The organism is Paenibacillus montanisoli (assembly GCF_003268025.1).
GTDB classification, from domain to species: Bacteria; Bacillota; Bacilli; order Paenibacillales; family Paenibacillaceae; genus Paenibacillus_Z; species Paenibacillus_Z montanisoli.
The window spans coordinates 158,300-173,089 of the sequence record NZ_QLUW01000003.1 but is presented as its reverse complement, the minus strand read 5'-3'; the positions used below and the strand labels follow the sequence as shown (position 1 = coordinate 173,089).

The window sequence follows — 14,790 nt, the reverse complement described above, 5'->3', positions numbered from 1 at the left end:
CGGGTCCATCGGCTTGTCGCAGCCGATGCAGATCCAGCTGTCCGGCGCAGAATATCGAATGAGCGCGCCGACTTTGCCCGCTAGACCAAGCGGGGTCAACGTAAAAGCAAGCTCCCCGTCACCCAGCCTCCCGGCCTCATCCAATATCACGAAATGGTCAGAAGCGCCGGCATTAAGCACGAACGCTTCCTCCCGTATCCAGCTCCCGCTAACCGTCATCATGAGCGGCTCCCCGCTTTTGCCGTTTCCGCCTGCACGGCTTCCGCCTCGCCCCGCGTGCTCACCGTAACGCTGACGACCGGCTTTGGATCGCCTTCGAATTTGCAGCCGAACGATACGGTCTGGCCGCCTGACCGCACGGTCGGCGCGTCCGCGGAAGCCGTCACCGTCCGCTGCAAATTCCAATTCAAATCATAGATCCTGCCTATGCGGTCTCCGTCGCAGACGAGATATTCGTTTGCGCAAACCTCCGTATCGAACGTCATATACACGCCGTTCGTATAGAAGGTCGGCCGCTTAATGAGCGCATCGGCATTGCCGTATGCCGGCGTGACACGCAGCGTGAAGCGAAGCGGCTGCTCGCCGAACTTGTTATAGAACGCCCAGTCCGAACCGCCCGGTTGCCCCGGCTGCATCTCCGCCGGATTGCATACCAGCGGCTTCGAGATGCTGACCGGTACAAGCTGCCAGCCGTCTTCGCCCGCCGGCTCCAGATGCCAATCGCTCTTCGGATCGCGCATCCGTTCTCTTTGCTCCTCCGAGAATGCCCCGCGGCTTCTGGCGGTTTCCCATTGGCGCACTTGTTTCAGCAGCGCGTCGACATTGCCGTTGCGCTTCAGCACGTCCATGTTGGCCGACAGCGCAAAGCCCGCTCCGAAGCCCGCAGCCTTCGACAGCACCCACTCGATCTCATCGATCGTTGTCGCCTCAAAGCGGTCGGAGACCGAGCGGATCTGGAACCAGCCGAGCATCGGCGGAATGAAGTTGCGCCGGAAATAGCGCTGGTTCGTCAGCCGCCATTCCAGCTGCCCTTCGCGCGTCGAGACGCCCCAAGGCTCGCCCCAATTGAACCGGGTGAAAATATGCCAGAGATAGTTCGGCACGACGATGCTTGCGTCGTTAATGACTTCGGTATCCCAGCCCTCGTAGCATTTCTGAACGAAGCGGTTCACGCCGTAGCCGTCATGGCCCGTTGCGAAGCAGCCCTCAAGCCCGTCGAACGAAATTTGCTTCAGACCCGTCGAACGGAACAGCTCGGCGATCCGGCTGCTGTAGGCCTCCTGAAGCTCGATGTCCGGGAAGAAGACGTCGTACGGATGATCCCACAGACGGCCGATCTCCTCACCTGCTTCATAGCGCGATGCGGCCGTGCCGTTCACCCCGCGCCGAACCCCGAGCAGCTTCCACGGCGCTTCCTCCGATACCGACTCGTATTCTATAATCTCGCTGCCGATGACAGCGGAATTGCGGTAGAGGCTTTCCTTGAAGGGACGGGGATCATCGATGCCGATCTCGCCGCCCTCTATCTCCACCGGGGCCGTCAACCGGGAAGTGCCTACGCGCTGCAGCCCTTCATGCGGAATCGGCGTTACATACGGATCGTTCAGCGTCGTGAAGTTGGACAGCGTGTGCACCCCAACGCTCACGCCCTCGCGGCCCGCCGCCTCCACGCATGCCCGCATGCCTTCGTCGCCGCGCGGAAATGGCCCCGGCTTGAGCGCGAAATGTCCCCATTTCGAGAACGGATCCGGATGGTAGACATAGCGGAGGCCCGCCTGCTTCGTGTACTGTACCGCTTCGCCGATCGTCGCTTCCGAGAAATCCGTGATGAGATAGGACTGCGTGGCGGCCTTCGCCGTTTTGCTCCACTCGCCCTCCAGCATCGGATGCGGCAAACCTTCGCCTAGCTCAACCGCTTCGATCGTCTCCAGCACGTCGCCGACAAGGCAGCCGAACAGCGCGATGCACGATCCGACGATAACGGCATCATCCTCGCGGTGCAGCGGCGCCACTTCGATATCGTTCAAATTCCAGACCGGCCGGCGGCCGCCCTTCGTCCGATTGCGCACGAAGGCTTGCAGCAGGCTGCCGTCTGGAATCGGCCAAGCGGTGCTCTGATCGTAGTCGAATTTGCTGTCCTCATATGGCTCCTTTGCAAACTCGAGCCGCTCCAGCTCGGCAGGCCAGCCGCCGACGGTCTTCATATTCAGCGCCAGCAGGCCAAGCGCGAGCTCGCCGTCATGGACGACGCCGACGGACTCGCCGATCGAGCCGGACAACGCCGTTGCAACAGGCCCCCAAATAATCGCATCGATGTCGGATTTGCCGCCCTCTTCCTCGACCCGCGTCACCTCGAACGTGACATACTTCGCCTTCGCGCTTACCGCTACATCCACCTGCGCTTTGCACCTTTCGAAGTGGAAGGAAAGCTCGCCTGACGCTTCATCGTACAGAGCATACGCCGGCTCCTCGATCTTCTTGCCCGTGACGATGCGCAGCAGGGGAGAGCTTACACCCGGAGCACCCAGTTCTCTTCCGTTTAACGTATCTTTCAGCCCGATCGCTCCGCCATTATGGTTGAGCTGAACGGTTAATCTTCCCGCTTGAAATTGCACCATTTCCCGCATCTCCCTCACGCTAAAAATGGATGTCCTCCCCAAGAGCAAGCCTGGGAAGGACATCGGACCTTGCCGTATTTACGTTACTGCTGCTTCAAGTTGGCGTCGTACACTTGCTGCGCTTCTTCCAGCACTTTCTCGCCGCCCATGCTCTTCCACTCCGCCACGAACTTGTCGAAGTCATCCAGCGACTTGCGGCCGGTGATGAAGTCGATGAAGTTTTGCGTCGTGAACTGCTTCAGCTTATCCTGCGTTTCGTTATAAATCGGCTTGTTGAACGGAGCCAGAATATCGATATTGCGCGTGCCCTTAGCTCTCGTATCCTTGGCTAATTGGCGCATGCTCGCATCGGATGTATACGACGTTTGGAAATCGTAGTCGTTGAACGAGCCGCTCATCGAGTAGCCGCCAAGGCCGAGCTTCTTGCGCTCGTTCTCGTCGGTGTACGCGCCGATGTACTCCACCGTGCCGTTCGCTCCGATCTTCCACTGCTGATCCTTCTCGCCGAAGTTCAGCTTCTCATAGATTTCAGGCTCGAACTGGGACGCTTCGAACACCTGCATGTACTTGACCATTTTCTCCTGATCCTGCTCGAGCTGCTTGCCGAACACGACGCCGGAAGCGTAGGCCGGGTTGTACTGGGAAATGCCGTATTTGCCGTCCGGACCTTTCACGCCGCCCGTAATTGCGAAGTTAAAGTCAGGGTGCTTCGCCTTCAGCTTGTCGTACCACTGCTCGCCGCCAAGGAACGCGTTGCCCGGCAGGAATGCCCACCAGTAGAACTCCATCGCTCCTACTTTGTCCGTGAGCACTTTATCTTCCACGTTATTGCCCTTGTTGACGACGAACTCGGGATCGATCAGCTCGTTCTTGTACCAGCGGTTCAGCACTTCAAGCGCCTGCTTCGCGCCAGGCTCGATTTCGCCGCGGACGATCTTGCCGTCCTTCTCGCGGAAAATATTCGGATATGCATCGAACGCGCCGAACACGGAGCTGAACATGCTTTCGATATTATCGCCGGCCGATGTCATGCCGTACGTATCCTTCTGGCCGTTTCCATCAGGATCTTCGTTGCGGAATTTGGTCAGGAGCTCTTCCATCTCTTGGAGCGTTTCCGGCGTTTTCGTTACGCCGACCTTCTTCATCCAGTCTTCGCGGAACGCCAGGTCGAGGCCGTCAATGCCGATATCCCAGATGACCGGCAGCGCGTAGATTTTGCCGTCTCTTCTGACATATTTGAACGGATCTTCGCCTAAGAAGCGCTTCAGCCATTCCACGTATTTCGGCATGTTCTGCTCGATCAGTTCCTGCGGTATTTCGGAAATGATGCCCTGCTGCAAATATTTATCGTAATCCGTGAAGGATGGCTCCTTCATCCAATCCGGGATATCGCCCGAGGAGATCATCAGGTTCACTTTCTCTTTGAAGCCTTCGCCGCCGGTCGGCACGAACTCGACATCGACGCCGAATTTATCGCGGATCGCCTTCACGCCCGGCGCGTCCGGCTTGGCGATTTCAGGGCTTGCGGTCCAGAACTTCAGCAGCTTCTTCTCGGCCGGCTTATTATCAGCCGCAGCCGTATTGCCGCTGTTTGCCGACGTATTCGATTGAGCCTGGTCGTTCGACGGTTGCGTATTCCCGTTCGAGCCCGAATTGCCGCACGCCGAAAGGACAGAGATTGCAAGAACACTTGCGATAGCGCCTGATACTAATCGTTTTTTGCTGCGTTTCACATGAACCAACCCTTTCTCTTATATGCTTTTTCTTTATCTATTGAAAGGATTTTCATCCCTTAATAGCCCCAATCATGACGCCTTTGACAAAATACTTCTGGATGAACGGATACACGATCAGCATCGGCAGAATCGAGAACATGACGACGGTGGCCTGCAGCTGGCGGCCGGAGAAGCTGGTATCCTTGCCGAGGTTCTGAATGAGCAGCGTAATGTCCGACGTGTTGTTCTGAATGATGATTTTGCGCAGGACAACCTGCAGCACCTGCTTATCGGGATCGGTGATGTAGATCAGCGAGTCGAACCAAGCGTTCCAGTGGCCGACCCCGACCCAAAGCGCGACGGTCGCCAGGACCGGCTTCGACAGCGGAAGCACGACCTGCGTGAAAATCCGCGTATAGCCTGCGCCGTCCACCCGTGCCGACTCCTCCAGTTCTTCGGGAATGGAGCGGAAGAAGTTGCGCATGATCAGCACGTTGAACGCGCCGATCATGCCTGGGACGACAAGCGCCCAGACCGTGTTCATCAGATGAAGCTCCTTGATTAGGAGGTAGGACGGAATCGTCCCGCCGGCAAACAGCATGGTGAATAAGATGATGCTCGTAAACGCTTTGTTCAGCGGTAAATCCTTCTTGGAGAGCGGGTATGCCGTCATCGCCGTAAAGACGATGGATAAAATCACGCCCAGCACGGTTCGAAGCACCGTATAGCCGTAGCCGGTCCAGAGCTCGTTGAATTGCAGCGCCAGCTTGTAGCTGCCGAATGTGAGCTCGGACGGGAAGAGGACGATGCCCGAAGAGTAGGCGGCGCTGTCTACGCCCCCGCCATCCAGCGAGATGACGACCTGCGTCCAGAACGGATACAGCGTAAGAAGCATAATGACGGCTAGAATGAAATAGATCATGGCATCGATCAGCTTGTCGGGCGCCGATTTTTTCACGTTGATCATGTGGTCTCACCTTCCCCGTTTCGTACTACCATAGCGCGTGGTCTTTCCCGCCGATCAGCTTCACCAGCCGGTTGACCGCGAAGATCAGGATGAGGGCGACGACGGATTTGAACAATCCGACTGCCGTGGCGTAGCTATAGTTCATCTCGACGATCCCTTTGCGGTAGACGTACGTGTCGATAATGTCCGCGACGTTGTACACCTGCACGTTGTACATGTTGAAGATTTGGTCGAAGCCGGCATCCAGAATGCCTGACATCGAGAGAATCAGCATAATCGCGATAATCGGAACCAGCATCGGAATGGAAATGTAGAACATCCGCTTGAATCGTCCCGCTCCGTCGATGATCGCCGCTTCGTACAGCTGCGGATCAATGTTCGAAATCGCCGCAAAATAGATGATCGAGCCCCAGCCGAAGCCTTGGAAAATGCTCGTGATGACAAGAATGGACCGGAAGTACCGCGGATCCGCCAGGAAGAGCACCGGATCGCCGCCGAACAGCTTGATCAACGTATTGACCGGTCCTTCCAGCGAGAACATGGTAAAGAAGATACCTGCGAGCACGACCCAAGAGATGAAGTGAGGCAGGTAGGTAACCGTCTGGACGAGTTTCTTGTAGCGGGCATTCATGACTTCGCTTAGCAAGAGGGCGAAGATGATCGGGACCGGGAAACCGAACAGCAGCTTGTACAAGCTGATGATCATCGTGTTCTTGAGTACCGTGAAGAAGTACTCGTCATGGAATATTTTCTCGAAGATGTCGAGGCCAACCCAGGGGCTGTTCCAAACGCCCTGCAAAATCTTAAAGTCCTTGAACGCCAGCAGCACGCCGTACATCGGCAGGTAGTGGAACACGAGATAGTAGAGCATCGCCGGAATCATCATGATGAGCAAGGCGCGGTATTGCTTATATTTTTTCCATCGTTCTTTCCGAAGCTTTGCTCTCGTCAGGACCAAATCCGCTTTGGCCGTGATCACGGTATCGTTCACTTAGCGGCACTCCTTTCCGTCATGTAAGCGCTCTATTTCTCTTAAATCAACTATAACAGGGGCGCTTCGATTCGAAATTATCAAATATTTTGGAAACCATTCAGTTTTTTACGCACTTGCTGTTGGCCGATCGGATTCTACTGCCAAAGTCAAAATTTCAAAAGGCTGCAGATTCAGCCTGACAATGCCATGCCCCCGCGAATCCAATTGGATCGAACCAACACGTTCAATGTTCACCAGACTCCCGCCGGTAAAGCCTGCATACTTCAAAGGCAGCTCCAGAGCGATTTGTTTCTCTTCATCGACCGGATTAAATACAACAAGCACAGCCGGAATTTCCGCATTCGGCGATACGTGCATGACCGCGTCAGGCTCAAAGCCGTTCGGTCTGGCCAGATGCACCATTTCCCCGGCGAGCGTTCGTCTATATTTCTTGAAGAAGGCGACCCATTTCCGGAAAATAGCCCGCGTGACATCCCCATAGTAGAGGTGCTTGCCATATAAAGCTCCGCAATGGCCGTATCCGAATACGCCGCCGAAAGCATGATCATACGTGGCCGGATTGGTTTCGGAAGGCTCAATGCTGTGCCCATGGTATTCTTCCAAGTTGCACGATGTCCAGGTCGCGCATGCCGGATCTTTGTAACGCGAGTCGAACGTGTATGCTCTTGTCGTCACCACAAGCGGCATTCCGCCCATGGCGTTCTGGTCCTCTTCCCGATACCCGCCCGGACGCTGGTGAGCGCCGAGAAACATCGATTGCATCTCCTGCGGCACCGTAATGATTTTGTTCCGCTTCGTGATTTCCCCGAAAAAACTTTTCTCCCAAAGCCAGTTCATGTATTCGACGCAATGTGAATTCGGATGCTTATGATCGTCGGCAAGGCATGGCAGCCTGTGATAGGGGCCGTCTAGTCCCAGACCGTCAAAGCCGATGTCATCCAGAAGATGAAGCAGCTTGCCCTCGATATATTCGCCCCAAGGCGATTGGTAACACATATTGCCCAATCCCCACGGGTTATAGCGGATCCCCTCGGGACCTAGGTATTGCCAGTCCGCATGTTGAATGAATACCTCGCTGTCCGGCCATGCGATCGTCGTGGAACAATAAGGGAGAACGGCAATGTTCTTTGCATGATAGTAATCTACCATCCTCTTCATATCTTCCCACCCGTTCGGAAATAGATCGGGCCTCGGAATATAGTCTCCCGTATTTGTAAACAACTGTCCGACGAACAGTTCAACCGCTTCGATCCCATCCTCGGAGGCTCTGTCGGCAACCTCTAGCAGCTCCTCATAGGCCGTGCAAGAATTCACGATATGTTTAATCAAAGGCTTGGCAATCCAAGGCGCTAGTTCTTTGTATATCCGGTGAAGGATGATGGATGCTTCGTCCCTATCGCCGGATGTCACCGCTTCATAGCACTTGAAGGTTTCGAACGATTCCCCGGGCTTCAATTCCATGCCGATCTTCTCCGGAAACTCGAAACGGGTAAACGAAAAATAGTACGGGTCGTCCCTGCGAATATCCCAGTAATAGTCGCTGAACACCGCTAATTCAAGCTTTCCTTCAAACAATCTCGCGATATCGACGCATACGTTATCGACAACTATGGCTTCCCCGGAAATGTTGCTCACTCTCACGGATTTGGACAACAAAGGCAGCCGATCGGCAATCTCGTACTCAATCATCAGCTCAAGTCCCGGAACTTGATCGTTTCTTCCCCGGCAATACAGCTTTAAAACATCGCCGTAAACGCCTTTCCCTTGTTCGACGCGCGTTACATCAAAAGCTCCTTCTCGATCCCAGTCCTTGGTTTGCTTATGAGGTCCCGCCTCATAGTCAATTCCGTTCACGGTTACGGCCGCTTCGAACGGAAGCCAAGGCTCAAAGGAAAACACCGGGATCCACGCATCCCCCCGCGACAATCCATGGGGGCGGATCTTGTATGCGGTTGAAACCGGCCCGCTGGAAATATCAAACTCGCGCAGGATGTATTCATTCATCAACTTGATTTTGTTGTTTTCGATCGTAATCCCCATGCGGATTCGAACCCCTCTCATTCACAAGCGCAATGTAAGCGCTATTAAAATCTAATCCAACTATAGCAGTGCCGTTCCGATTCGAAATTATCAAATATTTTGGAAACCGTTCAGTTTTTTACGCACTTGCTGTTGATAAAAAAAGCCTGTCCAAGAAGCGGACAGACTTTTACGGCCGGATATACCGGGGAATGATGATTTGCATTTGCGTGCCCTCGCCGAGGATGCTCCTGACCCCGAAGCTGTATTCGGAGCCGAATTTGATCAGCAGCCGCTCGTTCACGTTCTTCAACCCATACCCGGAGGAACGGCTCTCGAGAATGGTTTCGGCGATTCCCGGCGGCATGCCCGGCCCGTTGTCCGTTACCGTGAACGCCACCTTGTCTTGAATGAGCTTCGCGCTCACCTGAAGCAGGCCGCGGCCGCCGTCTTCCTTACGGTTAATCCCGTGCATAATCGCGTTCTCCGCCAGCGGCTGCAGAATGAAATTGATCGTCGCGTAGTCGAACACCGCCTCGTCTATCTCGTACAAGACATCGAAGCTGTGGTCCTTCGTAATTTGGATAATTTCGATGTACAGTTTCACATGCTCCAGCTCGTCCCGGATCGGGATCAGGCTGTCTCCGCGGTTCAGCCCCGTCCGGTAAAACTTGGACATCGTCGTAACGACCTTGCTGATGTCCGGCGCATCGCTGCGCAGCGCTTTCCAATTGATGAACGACAGCGTGTTGTACAGAAAATGGGGATTCATCTGCCACTGCAGCGCCTTGAATTCCGCTTCTTTCTGAACGATCTTGTTGCGGAACAGCTCATCGATCAGCCCGTTCAGCCGGATGAGCATGCTGCCGAACCGGTTTGTCAATTCGCCGATTTCATCCTTCGACTCGCTGCTGACTTTCATGCTCAGATCGCCGATCTCGACTCGCTTCATAAGCGAGTTCAGCGAATAGACGCGCCGGATCATCGTCCGCGAGAAGATCCAAATGACGATCAGCACGATGACCATGCAGGCGCCGATAATGATGAGCGTCGCATCGAGGATAGAGCCAGCGTTGCGGGACATCTCGGCTGCCGGCACGATGCAGTAGATCGTCCAATTCGTCTGCTTCACCGTCTTCTTGACGAGAAACGCATCGACGCCGCCGAAGGTGATCGCCCCTTCCTTCAAGCGCTGCAATTCATTGAGGCCGACATGCGGGTAGAGCTTGTTCTGATTGGCGTAGATGACCCGGCCGTGTCCATCAGTCAGCACGACGCTGTAATCCTTGGCCAGCTCCGCAACGTTTCGGAACATGCTGTCGCCGTTGATTTTCATATAGACGATATTGACCGTCTTGTCGGTAAAAAATTGCGGAAACTTGTTCACCACGATCAGCCCGTCTTGAAAGAACCATTGGCTGCCGGTGCTGCCCTTCATCGCTTCCTTGTACCATCCTTCTTCCTTGACGCGATCCGCCGATAGCACGGAATCCCCGTATTCCGGCACATAGGTTTGCGTATAAAACGTAATTTTCTCAACATCTCTGTCCAACACCGACATCATGTTGAAATACGGAGACAAATATTCCTTCAAGTCGTAGGAGAGATTGACGAGATCGCTGTAGTCGTTCGCGACGATTTTCTGAAAAGTCTTGTTGAATACGATGGACTGCACCGCCCGGTTGTACCGCTCCACGGAACTGTCGATGCTGCCCGAAATCGTATCGATATTTTTCTCGATCCCTTGGATCCCTTGAATGTTCAGCATCTGCTTGGATTGGTTGTAGGCGTACCAGCCGAGCACAAGGATCGGGATGATGATAACGATCAGGTAGGAGATGAACAGCTTCTGCTTGAAGCGCATCCGGTTCAGCAGCGAGATGGCCGCCCGCTTCATACCGCGGTCTCTTCCCTGAATTGGGACGGCGTCTTGCCGTAATGGTTCTTGAACAAGGAGCTGAAATACGGAAAATTGTTGTAGCCGACCTCTTGGCTGATGTCGATGATTTTGCGGTTCGTCGTCAGGAGCAGCTCCTTCGTCTTCTCCATTCGATAGATCGTCAAATATTTGTTGAAGCTGATGCCTTTATGCTTCTTGAACAGATGGCTGAGATAGCTCGGCGATAGATAAACGCGTTCCGCCAGCAGCTCCAAGGACAGATCGGAGCCGTATTCCTTCTCGATCATGTCGACGACGCTCTCGATGACCTTCGGCATCGCATCGGATGAACCGGCGCCTTGCGTCTCCTGCTCCTCCATGATCGCGAGCACGAGCCGCTTGAGATCGCTAAGCTTGGCTGCTTTGTAAATCTGTTCGAGATTCAGCTTGAACGGCTCCGCATTCTTTTTCGCGGAGGCGTCGAACACCGCTTTCACGATCTCGGTGCACATATATTTAATATAAGTCACGGGAACCTGCTCGCTGTTTTGCAATTCGCCGAACAACTGCTCGAAACGCAGCTTGGCGCTGTCAAAGCGGGAGCGGCTTATGTTCTGCCTTAGTTCCTCCAGCGCCTCCTCTACCGCAGCCGTCTCGCTGCCGGCGCTAGCGGCAGCAGGATAAGCAAGCAGAACCGTGCCTTCGTCATAGAAAAACTTATACTCCAGCATCGACTCCAATTGGTGGAACTGGCTGTACAGCTGCCCCGCTTCGTCGACAAGGCCGCCGATGACTACGCTTACATCTCCGCCGTAGGTTGCCCGGAACCAGCTGATAAGCCGGTTGCCTTGCTCGATTAGCTGCTCTCGGTCTTGCTCCGTATCGGCCTCGACGACGAGCAAGCTCTGGAATTCGTTCAATTGGGCCATCTCGAAGCCGCTGTCGATCATTTCGCCTAGCCTGCGCTCGAAATCCTGATCGAGCATATCGAAGAACCTGTTGCGCGAATCCAGCAGCATGAGCCGCACATGCGAGGTATCCGCCAAGGCTGCGATCGGAACTGGCGGCTGCGCCTGCGTTTGGCTGTCGGCTTCATCCGGTTTAGGCGAGGCGTACCCCATGATCAGATTGGACAACAGCTTCTGCTTCATGTAGTGCGCATTGCTGCGGTAAGCCTCTTCCATGCGGGATTGCCGCTCTTTGGCCTGCCTCTCCTCCTCGCAAAGCTGCATGACCTGCTTCACGACGCGAAGAAACTCCTCCACTTCGACCGGCTTCAAAATGTAACGGATTGCCTTCAGATCGATCGCGCGCTGCGCATATTCGAATTCGCCGTACGCGCTCATGAAGATGACCTTGACCGGGATATCGCGCTTGCGAAGCTCGGCCGCCATGTCCAGGCCGTCCATTCCTTTCATCCGGATATCGGTGAACAGAATATCAACAGGGTTGTCCATCATGAAAGCCAGCGCGCTCTCTCCGCTGTCCGCTTCATAGGTTTCGAGCTCCAGCCCGTATTTATCGATCAGGAACTTAACCCCGTCCCGTTCGAATGGTTCATCGTCTACGATCAGCATTTTGAACACAGGCAGTCACCTCGGTAGATGGATAGACTAGAGTTGGCATAGGGATCCGAAAAAACTCATTACTCATTGTAACGGAATCTACTGAACGCGCCAATATGAATAATTCGCGCCAATATGAATAATTCCCAAACGGCTGCGGAACTGGATGGCAATCAAAAGAGCCGGGCGGCATGGCCGCACGGCTCTATCGATAGGTTACTAGAATTACAGTTACAGTACTTCCTCCAGCTGCTTGCGGCTGTGCGCATCCAGCGCCTGCCAATCGGCGATCTCGCAGCGCTTGCCGCTAATATCCATCAGAATGACGCGGCCGCCGCCGGGATACTGCAGATGCTCGTGCAAATTCCGCATCACCATGCGGGTCGAGCCGAGATGGGTTTGCAGCTCCCACATCCACAGGCCGGACTTCTGCTTCACGCTGTCGACGCGCGTAACGCGAGGGATGAAGTAGCGAAGCTGCAGCTCCTTCTCGAGCTCCTTCGCGCTCTCTTCATAGAGCTCCGCTATGTCCGGTATGATGCCCAGCTCTTCGCCCTTCGTGTTGCGGACCGAAATATATTGCGTCGTATACAGAAACGGGAATGCCCGGTATACCTCCAGCTCATCGTACGTCGTTCCGTCGATAACGCCTTGAAACACGCCGCCCGAACCGCGGCTGAAATAGACATCGTCCGGCGCGAACATCCGGATATCATACTTATCGTCGGCAGCCGCCATCAGCCTTCAACCCCCTTGATCTTGGACAGCTCTTTCTGCGCGTCAACCAGCTTGCGGTATACGCCGTCCTCTTTCTCCAGCAGCTGCTCGTGCGTGCCGACCTCGACGATCTTGCCGCGCTCCAGCACGACCAGCCGGTCTGCGTTGCGGAGCGTGGAGAGACGGTGCGCGATGGCGAAGGTCGTACGGCCTTTGACCAGCCTGGAGATCGCCTCTTGAATCTGGCGTTCCGTCTCGGTATCGACCGAAGCGGTCGCTTCATCCAGAATCAGAATGCGCGGATCATGGATGATGGCGCGGGCAATCGCTACCCGCTGCTTCTCGCCGCCGGAGAGCTTATGCCCCCGTTCGCCTACTCGCGTGTCGTATCCGTCGGGCAGCCGCACGATGAAGTCGTGCGCATTGGCGATCTTCGCGGCGCGCATGATTTCGAGCGGCGTCGCGTCCGGCTTCGAGTAGGCGATATTCTCGGCGATGGTGCCGTCGAACAGAAACGTCTCCTGCAGCACGACGCCGATCTGCTTGCGCAAGTCGACTTGGCTGATGCTGCGCAGGTCCGTACCGTCGATTAGGATCGCGCCTTCATCCGTATCGTAGAACCTGCAGATCAGGTTGATAAAGGTCGATTTGCCCGCTCCGGAATGGCCGACCAAGCCGACCATTTCGCCGGCCTTCACGTGCAGGCTGACGTTTTTAAGAACGGGATGATGCTTCTCGTAGCCGTAGGTCACGCTATCAAAGGCGACATCGCCTTTGATGACGCCGATCGGTTCCGGATTGCGTACGTCCGGCACCTCGGACGGCGTATCCATAATTTCGAACACCCGGTGCGCCGCCGCCATCGCGTTGCTTGCCCAGCTGATCATCTGGCTGATCCACTGCAGCGGACCGAAGAGCATGCCGAGGTAGGAGATGAGCGCCATCAGCACGCCTAGCTGGATTTCGCCGCTCAGCACTTTGTTGCCGCCGTTATACCAGATCAGGAGCGTGCCGAGCCCGGCGATGAAGGCGAAGGCCGGGAACATGAAGGACCACAGCCCCTCCATCCGGATATTGCGGCGTACCAATTCCACGTTGGCTTCGTTGTAGCGCGCCATCTCGTCGCGCTCGCGGCCGAACGCCTTGACGACGCGAATCCCTTGCAAAGAGTCGCCGACAAGCGTATTGAGGCGGAAGATGGATCGCCACTGATGATACCAGCGTCGTCCGATCTTCGGCCAGATCGTCATCGAGACCGCGACCATGACCGGTACGGGCAAAATCGCGTACAGCGTCAGCTGCCAGTCGAGGCCGAACATGATGATGAAGATGGCGACGACGCGCAGCATCTCCGCCGACATGAACACGACGCCGTCCGTCATGAACTGGCGCATGGCCTCGGAGTCGCTGTTCACCCTTCCGATGAACTGCGAGGTTTGCCGCCGATCGAAGAACGCGAGCGACAGCCGCATGAGCGAGCTGTAGACGTCTTTGCGCAGATCGCCCATCAGTTTGGAGCCGACCCAGACACCGATCAAGCCGCGTATCGTCTGCATGACCGACATCAGCAGCATCGTCGCGCCCAGACCTAGAATGACCAGCATCAGCGTCGAACCGACATCCTTCGGCCCCAGTACGTCATCAATAAGCACCTTCGTTAAGTAAGGCGGCACGAGCTCCACAAGCGTAGTCGCGATCAACAGGACGGCCGTGGCCGCCAATTGCAGCTTGTATGGCTTCGTATAGCGAAGCATGCGGGCGGCTACTTTGCCGTTGCGCGTACAGATTTGGCAAATTTGCGTGCCTTCGGACAGCGGATTGCCGCAGTTCTGGCAGTACCGCGGAAAATCGCGCTCCGAGACGACCGGGCGTTCCTCCTTCTTGGCCATTGCGCCGAGCAGCTTGGCCGCGAAGCCGAAGATCGACGATTGCGCCGAAGTATAACGCGCGAGGACGACTGGCCCTTTCCCCGTATCGGCCAGCAGCGTGCCGCCGCCGACGGCGCCTACGGCTCTCGCATCCTTAAGCTCGGAAATCTTAAGCTTGAGCAGCTGTGTATGATCCTGCTGCCATACCGATACTTCATGTTCCGTAATAGCCAGCCACTGTTCCCCGAATCGGCCGTCATGAAGAAGGTCGGCCTTAGCGCCGAACAGCGGATCTTCGGCTAGCCGCTTCCGCAATTGTTCCGGAAGCTGATCTTGAATAGACATATTCCCCTCCTGTGCGTCGCGAATTTATTAGGCAAAAATGGATGCCGGACCGGGACGAATAATCAGCCTCTTCGCCAATACGAATATATGTTCGCCGTTTTAT

General features: G+C 55.4%; 9 protein-coding genes. All 9 read right to left on the bottom strand.

Going from position 1 to position 14,790, the window contains the following annotated elements; genetic code table 11:
* Positions 1-218: 218 nt before the first annotated feature.
* The 9 genes from DL346_RS29520 to DL346_RS16690 all read right to left on the bottom strand — a co-directional run bounded on the left by DL346_RS29520 (position 219) and on the right by DL346_RS16690 (position 14,687).
* Complete coding sequence (locus tag DL346_RS29520) at positions 219-2,618, bottom strand: hypothetical protein (protein ID WP_112883300.1); 2,400 nt, start codon at positions 2,616-2,618, stop codon at positions 219-221.
* A gap of 83 nt (positions 2,619-2,701) precedes the next feature.
* Complete coding sequence (locus DL346_RS16725; RefSeq protein WP_165822541.1) at positions 2,702-4,351, bottom strand: extracellular solute-binding protein; 1,650 nt, start codon at positions 4,349-4,351, stop codon at positions 2,702-2,704.
* A 52-nt stretch (positions 4,352-4,403) separates the two neighbouring features.
* Positions 4,404-5,300, bottom strand: coding sequence for a carbohydrate ABC transporter permease (locus DL346_RS16720; protein WP_112883298.1), 897 nt, complete (start codon positions 5,298-5,300; stop codon positions 4,404-4,406).
* A gap of 25 nt (positions 5,301-5,325) precedes the next feature.
* The gene (locus DL346_RS16715) at positions 5,326-6,291 is read right to left on the bottom strand and encodes an ABC transporter permease (RefSeq protein WP_240633246.1); all 966 of its coding nucleotides are present in this window, start codon (positions 6,289-6,291) and stop codon (positions 5,326-5,328) included.
* Between the two features lie 108 nt (positions 6,292-6,399).
* On the bottom strand, positions 6,400-8,334 hold the full coding sequence (locus DL346_RS16710; RefSeq protein WP_112883297.1) for an alpha-galactosidase: 1,935 nt from the start codon (positions 8,332-8,334) through the stop codon (positions 6,400-6,402).
* Between the two features lie 169 nt (positions 8,335-8,503).
* Positions 8,504-10,210 (bottom strand): cache domain-containing sensor histidine kinase, encoded by a 1,707-nt coding sequence (locus DL346_RS16705; RefSeq protein ID WP_112883296.1) that lies wholly within the window; start codon positions 10,208-10,210, stop codon positions 8,504-8,506.
* Positions 10,207-11,769 carry a response regulator transcription factor gene (locus tag DL346_RS16700; protein ID WP_240633303.1) on the bottom strand — a complete coding sequence of 521 codons (1,563 nt, stop codon included), beginning with the start codon at positions 11,767-11,769 and terminating at the stop codon, positions 10,207-10,209. Before DL346_RS16700 ends, DL346_RS16705 begins: the two co-directional genes overlap by 4 nt.
* 219 nt (positions 11,770-11,988) lie before the next feature.
* Positions 11,989-12,495 (bottom strand): DUF1854 domain-containing protein, encoded by a 507-nt coding sequence (locus tag DL346_RS16695; RefSeq protein ID WP_112883294.1) that lies wholly within the window; start codon positions 12,493-12,495, stop codon positions 11,989-11,991.
* Positions 12,495-14,687, bottom strand: coding sequence for an ABC transporter ATP-binding protein (locus DL346_RS16690; RefSeq protein ID WP_112883293.1), 2,193 nt, complete (start codon positions 14,685-14,687; stop codon positions 12,495-12,497). The genes DL346_RS16695 and DL346_RS16690 overlap by 1 nt, the downstream gene beginning before the upstream one ends.
* Positions 14,688-14,790: the final 103 nt, after the last annotated feature.